Source organism: Paenibacillus sp. FSL R5-0744 (genome assembly GCF_037972555.1).
In the GTDB taxonomy this organism is placed as follows: Bacteria; Bacillota; Bacilli; order Paenibacillales; family Paenibacillaceae; genus Paenibacillus_AQ.
Genome location: NZ_CP150228.1, coordinates 3,678,679 through 3,695,154, shown reverse-complemented (window position 1 = coordinate 3,695,154; position 16,476 = coordinate 3,678,679). Strand labels below are relative to the sequence as shown.

Annotated in this window: 14 protein-coding genes; 13 read left to right on the top strand and 1 reads right to left on the bottom strand. The window is 42.8% G+C overall.

What is annotated here, in order from left to right; translation table 11 throughout:
* Positions 1–80 precede the first annotated feature (80 nt).
* The 9 genes from MKY19_RS16100 to MKY19_RS16060 all read left to right on the top strand — a co-directional run bounded on the left by MKY19_RS16100 (position 81) and on the right by MKY19_RS16060 (position 11,448).
* The gene (locus MKY19_RS16100) at positions 81–1,217 is read left to right on the top strand and encodes a zinc-dependent alcohol dehydrogenase (RefSeq protein ID WP_076283791.1); all 1,137 of its coding nucleotides are present in this window, start codon (positions 81–83) and stop codon (positions 1,215–1,217) included.
* Between the two features lie 141 nt (positions 1,218–1,358).
* The gene (locus MKY19_RS16095) at positions 1,359–2,273 is read left to right on the top strand and encodes a DMT family transporter (RefSeq protein WP_339796026.1); all 915 of its coding nucleotides are present in this window, start codon (positions 1,359–1,361) and stop codon (positions 2,271–2,273) included.
* 32 nt (positions 2,274–2,305) lie between these two features.
* Entirely contained in the window at positions 2,306–3,151 is an 846-nt protein-coding gene (locus tag MKY19_RS16090; protein WP_339796023.1) for a class I SAM-dependent methyltransferase, read from the top strand.
* Between the two features lie 240 nt (positions 3,152–3,391).
* On the top strand, positions 3,392–4,891 hold the full coding sequence (locus MKY19_RS16085) for a sugar ABC transporter ATP-binding protein (protein WP_339796021.1): 1,500 nt from the start codon (positions 3,392–3,394) through the stop codon (positions 4,889–4,891).
* 32 nt (positions 4,892–4,923) lie between these two features.
* Positions 4,924–5,916 carry an ABC transporter permease gene (locus MKY19_RS16080; protein ID WP_339796019.1) on the top strand — a complete coding sequence of 331 codons (993 nt, stop codon included), beginning with the start codon at positions 4,924–4,926 and terminating at the stop codon, positions 5,914–5,916.
* A 60-nt stretch (positions 5,917–5,976) separates the two neighbouring features.
* The gene (locus tag MKY19_RS16075) at positions 5,977–6,957 is read left to right on the top strand and encodes an ABC transporter substrate-binding protein (protein WP_042128145.1); all 981 of its coding nucleotides are present in this window, start codon (positions 5,977–5,979) and stop codon (positions 6,955–6,957) included.
* A gap of 113 nt (positions 6,958–7,070) precedes the next feature.
* The gene (locus MKY19_RS16070) at positions 7,071–8,681 is read left to right on the top strand and encodes a response regulator (RefSeq protein ID WP_339796016.1); all 1,611 of its coding nucleotides are present in this window, start codon (positions 7,071–7,073) and stop codon (positions 8,679–8,681) included.
* On the top strand, positions 8,678–10,462 hold the full coding sequence (locus MKY19_RS16065; protein WP_339796012.1) for a sensor histidine kinase: 1,785 nt from the start codon (positions 8,678–8,680) through the stop codon (positions 10,460–10,462). Before MKY19_RS16070 ends, MKY19_RS16065 begins: the two co-directional genes overlap by 4 nt.
* Entirely contained in the window at positions 10,459–11,448 is a 990-nt protein-coding gene (locus MKY19_RS16060) for a substrate-binding domain-containing protein (RefSeq protein ID WP_339796009.1), read from the top strand. Before MKY19_RS16065 ends, MKY19_RS16060 begins: the two co-directional genes overlap by 4 nt.
* Positions 11,449–11,513: 65 nt before the next feature.
* On the opposite strand, the gene MKY19_RS16055 is transcribed toward MKY19_RS16060, so the two are convergent.
* Entirely contained in the window at positions 11,514–12,398 is an 885-nt protein-coding gene (locus tag MKY19_RS16055; RefSeq protein WP_076283614.1) for a LysR family transcriptional regulator, read from the bottom strand.
* A 332-nt stretch (positions 12,399–12,730) separates the two neighbouring features.
* On the opposite strand from MKY19_RS16055, the gene MKY19_RS16050 reads away from it, so the two are divergent.
* The 4 genes from MKY19_RS16050 (at position 12,731) to pstB (ending at position 16,366) form a co-directional block, all read left to right on the top strand.
* Positions 12,731–13,663, top strand: coding sequence for a phosphate ABC transporter substrate-binding protein (locus MKY19_RS16050; RefSeq protein ID WP_042132223.1), 933 nt, complete (start codon positions 12,731–12,733; stop codon positions 13,661–13,663).
* A gap of 97 nt (positions 13,664–13,760) precedes the next feature.
* Positions 13,761–14,657, top strand: a complete 897-nt coding sequence (gene pstC, locus MKY19_RS16045; protein WP_076298709.1) for a phosphate ABC transporter permease subunit PstC — start codon at positions 13,761–13,763, stop codon at positions 14,655–14,657.
* Positions 14,654–15,550: a phosphate ABC transporter permease PstA gene (pstA, locus tag MKY19_RS16040; protein WP_042128135.1), complete on the top strand. Its 897-nt coding sequence runs from the start codon at positions 14,654–14,656 to the stop codon at positions 15,548–15,550. Before pstC ends, pstA begins: the two co-directional genes overlap by 4 nt.
* 39 nt (positions 15,551–15,589) lie before the next feature.
* On the top strand, positions 15,590–16,366 hold the full coding sequence (gene pstB / locus MKY19_RS16035) for a phosphate ABC transporter ATP-binding protein PstB (protein ID WP_042188599.1): 777 nt from the start codon (positions 15,590–15,592) through the stop codon (positions 16,364–16,366).
* Positions 16,367–16,476: the final 110 nt, after the last annotated feature.

The window sequence follows — 16,476 nt, the reverse complement described above, 5'->3', positions numbered from 1 at the left end:
AGGATAAGGTAATGGGTTATAACATAGAAGACACGTTATTGTTCTATCCTATGCTATACTCAAAGGAGCGGATTAACAGCATGAAAGCATTAACCTACCAAGGGAAGAAGAAAGTGAAAGTTAAAGAGGTTGCTGATCCGAAGATTGAGAAAAAGGATGACATTATCGTTCGAATTACTTCTACAGCGATTTGTGGCTCAGATCTGCACATTTTTAACGGTGAAATTCCAGGAATGCATGATGACTATGTTATTGGTCATGAGCCCATGGGCATTGTTGAGGAGACCGGTCCAGACGTAACTAAAGTCAAGAAAGGCGACCGGATCATTATTCCCTTTAATGTAGCCTGTGGTCAGTGCTACTTCTGCCAGCATGAGATGGAGAGTCAATGCGACAATGCTAATGACGCCAAGGATACAGGCGGATATCTGGGTTATTCCGATACTTATGGGGGCTTTGCAGGAGGGCAAGCCGAATTACTGCGGGTTCCTTATGGTAATTTCGGCCCTTTTGTCGTTCCTGAGGATGCAGAAATGGAAGATGAAAAAATTCTTTTCTTATCTGATATTGTACCTACTGCTTGGTGGGGAGTCGAAAGCGGCGGAGTGAAGCCAGGGGATACAGTCATTGTTCTCGGCTGCGGGCCTGTTGGACTGCTTACTCAGAAATTTGCCTGGATCAAAGGCGCCTCAAGAGTCATTGCGGTTGATCATATCGGCTACCGTCTGCAGCATGCGAAGCTGACCAATAATGTCGAAATTTACAACTTTGAAGAGATTAAAGATATTGAAGCTCATTTGAAGGAGATAACACATGGGGGCGCAGATGTAGTTATTGACTGTGTAGGTTTGGATGCCAAAATATCTGCATTGGAGAAAGTGGAAACCACTCTGAAGCTACAGGGAGGCTCACTCAGTGCATTTAGAATGGCCTCGGATATCGTACGTAAATTCGGAACTATTCAGCTTGTAGGAGTTTATGGGCTTAATTACAATATGTTCCCTTTGGGTCATCTATTTGAACGCAACATTACTTTAAAAATGGGACAGGCTCCAGTGATTCACTATATGCCTTTGCTTTATAAGATGATTAAAGAGAATAAATTTGATCCCACAGATATCATTACACATCGCTTGCCTATCAGCAAAGCGGAGCATGGCTATGACATTTTTAGTGAGAAAAAAGAGGATTGCATCAAGGTGGTTCTGAAACCTTAGCCTTTAAGAAGCATGAGCTCTCGTCAGAAATGACATTGCTTATGCTTTTTTTAGTGAAATCTAATGAAAATAGATGCATTTTTTCACGGTCTGCGTTAAATTAACATAAGTGACTTAAGATAGTGAAAGGACGCGTACCATGTGAAGCTTAAAAAACCGCCACTTCCTATTCCGATTTTAATGTTGATTGGGATTGTGGCCATCTCTTTTTCCGCCATTTTTATTAAGTGGTCAGCAGCGCCAGCATCTATACAAGGAATGTATCGGCTGTTGTTCACCTCGCTGCTGATGTTGCCTTTTGCAAGACCATACAGCGGAGCAGCGTTCGCTCTTCGTAAAAAAGACTGGATCATGCTAGTGCTCTCAGGCACTATGCTAGCTCTACATTTTTTGCTTTGGATGGGCTCTTTGAAGTATACTTCGGTAGCTAGTTCAACGATGATCATGGCGCTGGAGCCAGTGTTTATTATGCTGGGCGTTTATTTTTTGTATAAGGAAAGAACGGCTGTGTCTGCTATTCTTGGGCTGAGTATTGCTATAGGCGGAGTAGTGTTTATCGGTTGGGGAGATATTGGTATCTCTGCAGATAATCTTAAAGGTGATTTGTTATCGGTTGGAGGAACAGTAGCGGTAGCTGTGCATATGCTTATCGGTCAAAAGCTTGTAGTGCGCATGCCCTCATACCTGTACAGCTTGATAGTCTTCTTATCAGCGGCTGGTGTGTTTGCCATTTACAATCTGTTCATGGGGATTTCCTTTTTTAATTATCCTGCGAATGAGTGGGGGATTTTCCTATTGCTAGCAGTTGTTCCTACGGTGTTTGGTCATATTTTATTTAATTGGCTGCTTCAGTATGTATCTGCAACTACGGTATCTATGAACATCTTAGGAGAACCAGTGGGGGCTAGTATCCTTGCTTATCTGCTCTTGGGTGAACAATTAACTGCGCTACAATGGGCAGGTGGACTTTTGGTTATGTTTGGACTGGGTGTATATTTGTACGCTGGAAGAAAGAAAACGATTCAGGTGGCAGATGCCATTCAGAATGCTTCATAACAGATATTTTAATCATAAAGGGGTCGCAAGGTATGGAAGAACAAGATCAAAATTTAGAACTTCATCCTGGAAAAGGCACTGCGCCAACAAGTGAGGAACTATGGAACGAAGACACGTACACAGCTTGGGTTGCTCGATTTGGTACACCGTCTGAGGCTGCAGCCAAGTTAATCAAGGAACCAAGTGCAAAGCTGTACCCGCTCTCTTCTTATTTTGGAGATGTACAGGGTAATAAGATGATGAATCTCATGGGATCAAACGGAATGAAAGCAGTCGCGCTGTCATTACTCGGGGCGGATGTAACTGTTGCCGACTTCTCGGAGGCTAATGCGCGTTATGCTGCTGATCTCGCACAAGAAGCGGGTGTTCAGCTTAACTATATCGTATCGGATGTTCTTAAGCTGCCAGATCACGTGCTCGATGGTTCATATGATATCGTATTTGCTGAATTAGGAATTGTACACTACTTTACCGACCTAGCACCGTTTATGGAAACCGTCCGCCATTTACTTTCTCCTGGTGGGATTTTTGTTCTACGTGATTTCCATCCTGTGACAACTAAGCTTATATCCTCTAAGGGTTCTACAGCGAAGGTTCGTAAGCACAAAGTTAGCGGGGACTATTTCGATACGACATTGGAAGAAAAAAAGGTCTCATACTCTAAGTATTTGCCTTCCACAGGCAAACCAATAGACGAACAGGAACATAGCGTTGTATATTGGCGCCGCTGGACGCTTGGAGAAATTGTAACAGCTGCTGCCAGTTCCGGGCTTGTGATCCGCCAATTGATCGAAGAACCCAATCTATCCTCGGATGTTTATGATAAAGGAATACCAAAGACATTCACTTTGGTGGCTGGAAAGGGTCAGAACCTGTAGGCTATTCGAATGTAAGGATTACAACTGTTATACACATATGAGCTAATCTAAAGGCTACTTTGTCCGTAAAGGACGGTGTAGTCTTTTTTGCTTGCTTCAAAACATAAAATTTTAAACTTTTTTACGGAGAATATTCCATTACATTGGAAACTTATAGGTAATACAATAATTTTACATTCAACATTTGAAAGCGATTACTTTACAAAAAGGCATTCATAAAGGATTTGAGGTGGATATGAAATGGACGAAGTATTACTACGAATGGCGGGGATTGATAAATTTTTTCCTGGTGTTCATGCATTGAATCAATGTCAATTTGAGCTGAAGCGTGGGGAAGTACATGCCTTAGTCGGTGAAAATGGCGCAGGAAAGTCTACCTTAATGAAGATTGCAACAGGAGTCTATTCCAAGGATGCGGGTCAGATGTGGTACAAGGGATCTGAGGTGGAGATTGCTAATACTCGCGCTGCGCAGGAACTCGGGATTAGTATCATTCATCAGGAACTGAATCTAATGCCGCATCTTACAGTGGCCCAAAATATATTTATTGGTCGTGAGCCGCGAAAGGCACTGAAATGGTTCGTTGATGATCTGGAGCTAAATCGTAAGGTGCAGGAACTGTTTGATCAGATGAATCTAAAACTAGATCCGAAGACTTTGGTCTCAGATCTGACTGTTGCTAATCAGCAAATGGTTGAAATCGCAAAAGCTTTGTCCTTCAATGCGGAGGTACTGATCATGGATGAGCCAACTGCAGCGTTGACAGATACGGAAATTAACGAGTTATTCCGTATGATCGAGCAATTACGAGAAAAAGGTGTAGGTATTATATACATCTCTCACCGCATGGATGAGTTGAAACGGATCACAGACCGCATTACAGTCATGCGGGATGGTTGTTACGTGGATACTGTTCGGACGGATTCAATAACTATTGATCAGATTATTAGCATGATGGTTGGTCGTGAACTGTATCAAACGTCGAAGCCAACACATTCGTTACAGACAGAGCAAGTCGTACTAGAGGTTCGAAACTTATCCAGTGGGCAAATGTTGAAGGATATCAGCTTTCATCTGAATAAAGGTGAGATTCTGGGCTTCGCTGGATTAATGGGCGCTGGACGTACTGAGGTTGTTCGTGCCGTATTTGGGGCTGATCCTATCGATAAGGGTGAGATTAAGCTGCATGGAAATACGGTTCGTATAAAACAGCCTCACCAAGCAGTGCAGCATGGAATTGGCTATTTGTCCGAAGATCGCAAACGCTACGGGCTGCTTGTAGATATGGACATTAGCATGAATAATGCGATTGCTTCCTTCTATAAATTCCGTAATGCATTCGGATGGATGAGGGATCGGGAGATGCGAAAGTCCGCGGAGCAGCATGCGGAAGCACTAGCAACCAAGACTCCAAGTGTAAGTCAAAAAGTCAAATTCTTATCCGGTGGGAATCAGCAAAAAGTAGTTATCGGGAAATGGTTAACGAGAGATTGCGATGTGTTAATCTTCGACGAGCCCACACGTGGTATTGATGTAGGAGCGAAAAGTGAGATCTATAAGTTGCTTGATCAGCTAGCAGGTGAGGGAAAAGCGATCATTATAGTCTCTTCAGATCTCCCAGAGATTCTAAGAATGAGCCATCGCATTATTGTAATGTGTGAAGGACGTATAACTGGTGAACTACTCGCAGAAGAAGCATCGCAAGAAGCGATAATGAAATATGCGACGATGCGTTCATAATCGTTCAAGAGTTTATCGGAGGTGTCAAGGTCATGAAGATCGCAGATAAAGGGATTAGCCAGCCTATCAGCTCGAAGCAAACCGGGGCGCAATCAGGGTTTAAACAAAAATTACTAGCATTCGCAAGTTTGATCATTCTGGTCATCGTATTTTCCGTAGCATCAAGTAACTTTTTTCAGTTTTCTAACCTAGTTGGAATCCTCGTCTCCACAGCTGTAATTGGAGTATTAGCGCTGGGCGCAACCTTTGTAATTATTACGGGTGGGATCGACCTTGCTTTGGGTACTGTGATGACCTTCTCCTCGGTGATGGTTGGCGTCATCATTACATTCTGGGGTCTACCTGTTCCACTCGGAATTGTAGGCGGGATTCTAGCTGGTGCACTATGCGGTTTTATAAGTGGTTTAATGGTGGCGAAAATGAATATTCCACCTTTCATTGCTACTCTGGCAATCATGATGGTCACTAAAGGATTGTCACTTGTCATAACGGGTGCCAAGCCGATTTATTTCAATGATGATCCGATTTTTGCCAAGATTGCAATGGGCAAGATGATCCCAGGCATTCCTAACACCATCGTAATCTTCCTATTACTCGGTGTTATCGCAAGCATCATCTTATCGAAGACCATTATTGGTCGCTATAACTTTGCACTTGGCAGCAATGAAGAAGCAACTCGCTTATCAGGTGTGAATACGGTCAAATGGAAGATTGTGATCTATACCATTACAGGGGTTTTTAGCGGAATCGCTGGTATCCTGATGGCATCACGTCTAAATTCAGCCCAGCCATCACTTGGCACTGGATATGAACTTGAAGCTATAGCGGCTGTCGTCATTGGAGGCACATCTTTAAGCGGGGGCGTAGGTTCTATTCTAGGTACAATTATTGGTGCACTGATTATGAGTGTACTGACGAATGGCTTACAGATTATGTCCGTTGCTCAGGAATGGCGGACAGTCATTGTCGGTGTTGTAATCATCATAGCAGTGTATGCTGATATTCTTCGCAGACGGAAGCAATGAACGAGGTATTATCTCCATACGGAGTGATATACAAAGCAAATGACGAGGGGGAAGATTTAAATGAAACAACGTCGAAGAGGGATTATCTTGCTTGCCAGTTTATTACTGGCTACTACCTTACTTGGTGCTTGTAACAACAGTGATAGCAAAAAGAGTGCATCCGGTTCAGACAAACCATATATCCCAGTCATTTCAAAAGGCTTCCAGCATCAATTCTGGCAAGCGGTGAAGCAAGGAGCCGAGAAGGCTGCCAAGGAGTTTAATGTCGAGATTACGTTTGAAGGACCTGAAAATGAGAGTCAGGTAGATAAACAAATTGAGATGCTGCAGACGGCGCTAGATAAGAAACCAGCAGCAATCGCGTTAGCAGCTCTCGATAGCAAAGCAGCGATTCCATATCTGGAAAAGGCAAAGGAAAACAATATTCCAATCATTGGCTTTGACTCTGGTGTAGATAGCGATATTCCTGTAGCAACCGCAGCGACTGACAATAAAGCGGCAGCAGCTTTGGCAGCTGATAAAATGGCTGAGTTGATCGGCAAAAAGGGTAAAGTAGGTTTAGTTGTACATGACCAAACAAGCAGCACAGGTCAACAGCGTCGTGATGGCTTCTTAGAACAAATGAAAGCGAAATATCCAGATATTGAAGTGTTAGAGCCGCAATATGGCGGCGGAGATCAGTTGAAGTCCACGGATCTTGCAAAAGCGATGATGCAAGCCAATCCGGACCTTAAAGGAATCTATGGCTCAAACGAAGGATCTGCAGTAGGAGTAGCTAATGCAGTAAATGAATTACAGATGGGTGGTAAGATTGTGGTTATCGGCTTTGACTCCGGTAAACAGTTAATGGATGCTATTCGTAGTGGTGTTGTAGCTGGCGCTGTTACACAGGACCCCATTGGTATTGGGTATCAAGCGGTAAAGGCAGCTGTGCAGGCGATTAAAGGGGAAACCGTAGAAAAGAATATTGATACCGGGTTTCACTGGTACGATAAAAACAATATAGATTCCGATGAGATCAAACCTCTGCTGTACGAATAGAAGAGATTAATAATAGAGGTTGCCTCAAGAAGGCAACCTCTATTATGCTTATCCCAAAAGGTAAACATTTACATTACAAGTAATCGATGAGTCAATAGCTCAGGAGGTGTTGGATGTATAAGATTATTCTAGTTGATGATGAAGACGAGGTTCGTGAGGGGATTAAACAGAAGATAGCATGGAATAATCATGGTTTTGAACTTGTTGGAGATTTCGATAACGGCAGAGATGCCCTTGATGCAGTCGAGCAGGTTCGACCGGATGTGATTATTACAGATATTTGCATGCCCTTTATGGATGGACTAGGATTGGCTAAAGCTGTAATGGAACGATACCGGGACATGAAGGTCATAATCGTAACTGGTTACGAAGACTTCGAATACGCTAAACAGGCTATAACCTTGAAGGTGACGGAATATTTGTTAAAACCAATTAATGCTCGTGAGTTTGCCGAATATCTAAGCAAGATGAAGCAGGATTTGGATGAAGAGCATTTACAAAAGGCCAATATCGCTAAGCTTCGTATGCAATTAAATCAGAGCTTTCCTTTGCTTCGCGAACGTTTTCTGGAGAAGCTTGTTACTACTCGTATGAAAAACGACGAGATCGAGAATAAAATGAATTATTTTCATATACAGCTGCAGGGTGAGGCTAACGTTGCAATCGTAATCGATATAGAAATGGACAATCGTAGCCTGGATATTGCTTCTGATGCTGAGCTACTGCGCTTTGCTGCTTTTAACATTGTGCAGGAGCAATTTGAGAAGGAGCAGGGTGGTGTCGTATTTCAGACGAGAGATGGGAAAATCGCTGCGATATTATCAGGGGATTCCGATGAGATCGAAGTCACAACACAACTTCTTGCAGATCAAGTACAAACCAGCCTGAACAAGTACTTGAAGCTGACGGCTACCATCGGCATCGGTAGAAAATACGCTGATTTACAGCAAATTCCACAATCATTCCAGGAAGCGATTTCATCCATAGAATATCGGTATCTTTTAGGCATAGATAAGGTTATCTCCATACAGGATCTTGAGTTCGGAAAAGGATTGGATCAAGCACATTTCTCTTCATGGGAAAAGCAATTCATATCCGCGTTGAAGACAGGTAAAGCATCAGCGATCTCAGAGGTTCTCTCAAAATGGTTTCAGGAGCTAAAGAGCAATAGCTCTTCTATAGAAGACTGCCGCAGTAGCCTCTACCAAATGCTCGTCTCTCTAATGAACTATGTGGTCGATATCGGATTCCCAAATACAGAGCTTGTTTCGCATAATATGTTTGCTGAGGTTGCAACCCTTAAGACTTTAGATGAAGCTAGGAATTATTTGGAGAGAACTTGCCATGAGTTGATACTCAAGCTATCGGAACAAAGAACAACCGTCAGAACCTCTCAGATGAAGGCAGCAGAAGCTTATATTCGGGAGAATTATTGTAATGACAGCTTTTCACTTAATGAGCTTTGCAGCCATATTTTTATGAGCATCAGTTATTTCAGTGCGACTTTTAAACAGCATACTGGAGAGACTTTTATTGAGTATTTGACTCGTCTCCGTTTGGAAAAAGCTAAAGAGCTCCTTACCGTCACACAGTTGAAGACTTATGACATCGCTGCTAGAGTTGGCTATGCTGATCCTCAGTACTTTAGTGTGATTTTCAAACGTAATGTTGGGATCACACCGAAGGAATATCGACAGCGACAGAAGGAGAATCTCCTTCTATGAAACCTCATCGCTTCTTCCGAAGTCGAAGTATTCATAATAATATCGCTATTTCTTTTTCCCTTCTTATTCTCTGCACAACTATAGTTCTGAGCTATACTTCATACCGACTCTCCTCAGCTGCCGTCATGGGGAATTCCGTAGCCTATACTTCACAATTAATAGAACAAGTAAAACTGAACATCGAGAATTATATTAGTAACATGGAGAGTATTGCTGCTTTGGTATTAACTAGTAGTGATCTTGAGAGATATGTAAAAGGTTCGAGTTCGGGACAAGATGGAAAAGTCAAAGATAAGCAGTTAGCCAGCCAATATCTTCGATCTGTCGTCCAATCCCGCACCGACATTTCTTCTATAGTGTATGCAAGCTCAGAGGGGATAACGGTTTCGGATCGACTGGACGCAGTTTTGAAACCGCTTCCTGAGTTGATTGCTCAAGAGTGGTATCTGCAAGCTTTGAACCAGACGGGAGTGGCTGTCTCCTCTTCACATGTGCAGCACTTATTTCAGGATGAATATCGTTGGGTAGTGTCGATCAGTAGAAAGCTATCAGATACCTTTTCAGAAATGGAAGCAGATCGACAAGGTGTGCTACTTGTAGATCTTAATTACAGCGTTATTAACAATTTGTGCAAACAAATCGAACTGGGAAAACGCGGTTATGTATTCATCGTAGATCCGTCAGGGAGCCTAGTCTATCATCCTCAACAGCAGCTGATCTACTCGCAGCTCAAGTTCGAGCAATTGGAAACCGTTCTTGGGATTAAAAGCGGGTCGGTTACAGTGAACACAGGGAACGAGCAGAAGCTGTACACGGTGGATACAACCAGCTTTGGTTGGAAGATTGTGGGGGTGACCTATCCAGATGATCTGGTTGCTAACAAACAGCAGATGCAAGGTACAGCTGCCTTGTGGGGAGCAGTAAGTCTCATCTTTGCCATGGCTATATCTGTGCTTCTTTCGTACGCACTAACTAAGCCACTCAAGAATCTTGAAATAAACATGAAAAAGGCTGAACGCGGAGAGTTCGACATTCGTGTGGAAATTGAGAGCACGAACGAAATTGGCAAGCTTGCCCGAACATTTAACCTGATGATTATGAAGATTAAAGAGTTGATGAGCCAGATTGTGATGGAGCAAGAGATGAAACGCGTGAGTGAATTGAAGGCACTACAAGCACAGATTAAGCCCCACTTTTTGTACAATACGCTAGATTCGATCATCTGGATGGCAGAGACCGGTAAGATGGAGGAGGTGGTCGAAATGACCTCATCATTATCGAAGCTGCTGCGTTCTACGATTGGTGAGGGCGAGGAATTGATTCCGATCGCAAGAGAATTAGAACATATTCGACACTATCTAACGATTCAGAATATGCGCTATCGCCATAAATTCACATATTCGATCGAAGTGGATGAAGACATTCTTGAATGCAGTATATTAAAATTGGTCCTTCAACCCTTAGTTGAAAATGCGATTTATCATGGGATAAAGCATAATCCTGAGCAAGGGCACATCCTGATTAGAGGTAAAAGAGAGCAAAACGATATTACCATTCAGGTTATTGATAATGGTGTTGGTATGAATCCAGAGCAGATGAACAAGTTATTGCTTCAAAAGGCAGATTACAGGATTGGCAGTGGGGTTGGCGTCGCAAATGTGAACCATCGCATTCAGCTATATTTCGGGGACCATTACGGGTTGTCTTTTACGAGTGAAATGGAAGAAGGGACGACGGTCACTTTAAGAATTCCTGCGCTCTATGAGGAGGAGAATCCATGAGCTCACTATGGTCGAAAATAGGCTTGTCTGCTCTACTGTTATTCTTCATTGTAGCGCTCGGGTGTGTAGGTTATCGTATGTTTATGAATGATCTTGATCCAAAGGTCAGAACCATTATCTACGTTCCTAAGACTATCGATACCAGTATTGAATTCTGGGAGGTAATGAAACAAGGGGTGGCGACTGCTGCCAAGGAATTCGGTGCAGATGTCCATACGGTAGGAACAGATACCGAGCTAGATGTAGATAAGCAGATTCAATTACTGGAACAGGCGATTGAGGAGAAGCCTGATGCCATTATTTTGGCTGCTACCGACTATTATCGTCTCGTTCCGGTTGCAGAGCAGATTAAGGCGGCTGGTATCACTCTTATTACGGTGGATTCGGGACTGAACGGCGGTGTATCGGAGAGTTTTATCGCTACAGATAATTATGAAGCAGGCCGTAAAGCAGCGCAGAAGTTGATTGAAAATATTCAAAGCGACGATCAAGTCGCCATTATGAATTTTGTACAAGGCTCCGCTACAGCTATCGAAAGGGAGAAAGGGGTTCGGGATGCTTTATCTCAGAATGGAGTTAATCTTGTGCAGGATACTCTTTACAGTAACGGATCTTCGAAGAAGGCATATCAATTAACTGTTGATCTTCTAAAGAATCAGTCACAACTAAAGGGAATCATTGGCTTAAATGAGCCCTCTACATTAGGTGCGGGACTGGCAATTATGGATATGGGCTTAAAATCAAAAGTGAAGCTGGTTGGGTTCGACAATTCCAGTAGTGAGGTTCAGTTGCTGGAGAACGAAACGATGCTGGGAACGGTGATTCAAAAACCTTTTACTATGGGGTACTTGGCTGTGAAAACTGCACTTGAAGTCGTTTCAGGTCACAAAGTAGCTCCTGTTATGGATACAGGCTCCGAATTCATTACGAAGGAAAATATGTACACAAGTGAGAATGAAAAGTTAATGTTTCCCTTTATAGAATAAGCAAATAAGAGCGCTCAAAACCATTTTGGCTTTGGGTGCTCCCTTTTATAAAATAGAAGGACCTATTAGTTGTTGTTTAATATATCGGCAAAAGATTGCTGCAACGGTGTTAATATATGATCTTTTCGCCAAGCCAGTACAAAACCACCGCTCTCAGGCAAAACTCCCGGTAGAGGAGCATAACAAAGACGACCTAACGCAAGTTCTGCTTCAATGCTAACTCTAGAACAAATGCCTACGCCATCTCCCTCGCTAACTAACATCTTTAGAGTTTCAGGTGAATTCAATTCGGATCGGTTCCACAAGCGAATATGATTTATTTCAGCCCATTGATCCGCAAATCCCCGTAAACAAGAACCACCCTCATACTGAATCCAAGGCTCAAGCGCGATCTGTTCTGGTGTTAACTTCTCTATAGTTGCAAAAGGGTGACCAGGGGCAAAAATGAGCACAGGCTCGTCGCGGACAACCAGCTGAAAGTTAAAGGATTCATCATGCCAATCAGAAGTGTGTAAAATAGCCATTTGAATTTCTCGGCTTCGGAGTCGTTCCTTTAACAAAATATCACTTTGGATCGACATTGAATTATTAATCCCAGGATATTGTTTCATGAATTGGATTAGCGCTTTAGGTAAAATATAAGTTGCAGGTATATAACTTGCTTCCAGCTTTAAAGTACCTTGTGTTGGTGAAGAAAACTGTTTAACAGTACGTTCAGCTTCAGCTGTAAGTGAGACAATCTTGAGCGCATATTGATAAAGGGCCCGACCCGCATCTGTGAGCAGTACTCTTCCACTTCGATATTGGAATAAAGGCGTTCCAAATTCATTCTCTAGATTCTTCATATGAAAAGATACTGTGGGTTGTTTAAGGCCTAATTCAGCAGCTACATCGGTTACTTTCTTATATTTTTCAAGTAGGATAACGATCTTTAACTTCATAATATTCATGACTTTCCTCCGTACAATGCTAAGTTGGATAACAAATTATATCTCCATTATAGATTAAATCTATACATATATATAGTTTCTATTGGTATTTTTATCGTTGGCTTTACAAAGTTAAGAAGTTTCTCTAACGAACGAGCTCTAGAATAAGAAGAGTCAGAGGGGCTAAGAAGCTCCGGACAACAACAATAACATATGCGTACAATGCACTTTTACAGTAAACAAGCATATGGGGGCCAAAGCTCCACAACACCATGTTAAAGCTTGCGAAGCCAGTTCCGTATGAACTGTATGAGGAAGCCGTGCTAACAAAACATTTAGGAGGAGACAAAACAATGCAATTCAAAAAATCTTGGGTTATGACTTTGGCTTTAACAAGCGTACTAGCACTTTCAGCTTGCGGTAATGGTGGGGCAAACAACACGGGAGGAAACGCTGCAGCTACAAATGAAGGTAGCGGCGCTAAAATAAGTGGTTCGATTCTAGCTTCAGGTTCAACAGCACTACAACCATTGGTTGAGCTGGTAGCCGAGAATTTCATGGATAAAAATGCTGGTGTGGACATTCAAGTTCAAGGCGGCGGTAGTGGTACTGGTCTTACTCAAGTAGCTGAGAAACAAGTAGATATCGGTAACTCTGACGTATTCGCAGAAGAAAAACTAAAAGATGCAGATGCAGAAAAAGCAGCAGCTCTTGTAGATCATCAAGTAGCAGTAGTAGCGATCGCAGCAGTAACCCATCCGGATGCTGGTGTAGACAGCTTGACTAAGCAACAGCTTATCGATATTTTTACAGGAAAAGTTACAAACTTTAAAGAAGTTGGCGGAGCGGATCAAAAAATCCAAATCATCAACCGTCCAGGCAGCTCCGGTACTCGTGCAACCTTTGAAAGCTTTGCACTTGGAACTAAAACTGAAGATATCCCAGGATCGATTCAAGAAGATTCCTCCGGCACTGTTAAGAAAATGATCGGAGAAACTCCAGGGGCTATCGGTTATCTGGCTCTTTCATACCTTGATGATTCAATCAAAACACTTAGCCTTGATGGTGTAGAAGCATCTGTAGACAATGTTATTTCTGGTAAATATCCAGTATGGGCTTACGAGCACATGTACACAAACGGCGAACCAAATGAAACAGTAAAAGCATTCCTTGACTTTTTCTTGACAGACGAAGTACAAACAGGTGAAGTCGTTGAGCTTGGATACATTCCAGCAGTAAAAATGCAAGTTACTCGTGACGTTGCAGGAAATGTTACAGCTAAGTAATTCACTTCTAAGTAATTTGTAAGGATTAGAATCTCAAGTGATTAGAGGCGGATACATCTGCCTCTCTTTTCACTTTAGAAAGAGGGAGCAATTAAGGGTGAAACTAAAGAACTCACGCATCGAGAAACATCATATTGAAGATTTTGTGGGACGTACATATATGTCCTTCTGTGTACTGCTATTGATAACAATCATTGTATCGATGGTATATTTTGTAGCGTCTAAAGGTATTTCAACTTTCACAAGCGGTGATGTTAGCGTTACTGATTTTCTATTCGGAACAAAGTGGTCACCTGAAGCAGATACGCCATCCTTTGGTGCTTTTCCGTTTATCACGGGATCCTTCTTAGTTACTCTACTTGCAGCATTGATTGCTAGTCCACTTAGCCTTTGCGCTGCGCTGTTCATGACTGAGATTGTCCCAGGATGGGGTAAAAAATTGCTTCAGCCCGTAATCGAGCTGTTGGCAGGTATCCCTTCAGTTGTTTATGGTTTCATCGGATTAAGTGTTATTGTACCGTTTCTACGCAACAACCTGCCTGGTCAAGGCATCGGGGTAGCTGCAGGCGCGCTTGTGCTCTCGGTCATGATTCTTCCGACGATTACAAGCGTGGCTGCAGACGCGCTGGCTTCATTGCCGCAAAATTTAAAGGAATCCTCCTATGCGCTTGGTGCCACCCGGTGGCAGACGATCTCTCGAGTGATTATTCCGACAACGTTTCCTGCTATTATGACTGGTATTGTACTGGGGATGGCACGTGCCTTCGGTGAAGCCCTTGCTGTACAGATGGTTATCGGGAATGCGCCATTCGTACCAAAATCACTCTTTGAATCAGCTTCTACCCTGACGAGTGTAATCACACTTGGAATGGGGAACACAACCATGGGCTCTGCGCACAATAATGCTCTGTGGAGTATGGCACTGGTTCTTATGCTGATGACCTTTGTATTTGTCTTCTTTGTGAGACTGCTTGAAAGGAGAAATAAAATTTGAAGCCGAGAACCGTAAATAAAATTGCCACAAGCCTTATTGTGTTTTTCGCATTGCTCATCGTAGCTATTCTGGTTGGTCTGTTAGGATATATCCTCTTTCGAGGTCTTAGTCACATTAGTTGGGATTTTCTATTCTCTGCACCGCAAAAAATTCGAGCAGGTGGAGGAATTGGCCCTCAGCTATTCAACTCCTTATTCCTTTTGGTACTCACGCTAATAATTACAGTACCTCTAGGACTGGGTGCCGGTATTTACATGGCTGAATATGCTCGTCCGGGAAAAATCACCGGCTTTATTCGCTTAATTGTTGAGGTATTATCTTCGTTCCCTTCAATCGTAGTCGGCTTGTTTGGTCTATTGCTGATTGTTAACTATTTTAATCTTGGATTTTCCTTAATCTCTGGAGCACTGGCATTGACGGTCTTTAATCTACCGCTGATGGTTCGGATTACGGAGCAAGCTTTCCGTAGTGTTCCGAAGCAACAAAAAGAGGCTGGTTTTGCACTAGGATTGTCCAAGTGGAAAATCGTAACCTCCGTGTTGTTCCCAGTAGCATTACCAACGATTATTACGGGTACTATTTTGTCTGCTGGCCGTGTCTTTGGGGAAGCAGCCGCGTTGATGTTCACTGCAGGAATGAGTAGCCCAAGACTAGATTTCACTAACTGGAATCCACTTAGTCCGAACTCACCACTGAATCCTTTCCGTCCAGCTGAAACACTGGCTGTTCATATCTGGAAGGTAAATAGTGAAGGCCTTGCTCCTGATGCCGCGCAAATTGCTGCGGGAGCTTCAGCAGTACTTGTAATTATGGTGTTGATCTTCAACTTGGCAGCACGTTATTTCGGTAGATTTATTTATCGTAAGCTTACAGCTTCAAAAAGAATGAACTAATTCCTAAAAACTAAAGTAGAGATGTAGGAGGAGTAATCGATGGGAACGTCGGCAACAGCAGTGCGTGAATCTTTTCAAACCGAGGACCTGAGTATTTTTTATGGAACATATGAGGCTGTAAAGGGGATTAGTCTTCCTTTTGCTGAAAATACGGTTACTGCACTGATCGGCCCATCCGGCTGCGGTAAATCAACCTTTCTTCGTTCACTGAACCGTATGAATGACGAAATCTCCGGATCAACAACCAAAGGAAGCATCTGGATTGATGGCGTTGATATTAATGCTCCTGGCACAGACGTTATCAAACTGCGTCAGAAGATCGGTATGGTTTGGCAAAAACCCAATCCGTTCTATAAATCCATTTATGATAACATCGCCTTTGGACCGAAATACCATGGGGTGAAAGGAAAAAAAGCACTCGATGAGATTGTAGAGAGCAGCCTTCGTAAAGCAGCGTTGTGGGATGAAGTGAAGGACCGGTTAAAAGATTCAGCATTAGCTTTGTCCGGTGGACAACAGCAGCGCCTTTGTATTGCAAGAGCGTTGTCAGTTAACCCACAAATTCTACTCTTGGACGAACCAGCATCCGCACTAGATCCGGTTTCCACTGGTAAAGTAGAGGAGCTCATCAAGGAGTTAAAAGAAGAGCTTCGTATTGTAATTGTGACGCACAACATGCAGCAAGCTGCACGGATTTCTGATTATACAGCTTACTTCTATCTGGGATCCCTTATAGAATACGATAAGACGGATAAGGTTTTTACTAATCCAGAGAATCAAATGACACAAGAATATATCATGGGTCGTTTCGGCTGAAGCCTTTCAACATCGTTCCTTAGGGAACGGTGTTTTTTGTTTCTATTATTTGCAAATGGCAGATAGATACTGTATCATTAATGATAATGATTATCATTATTATAGGGAGT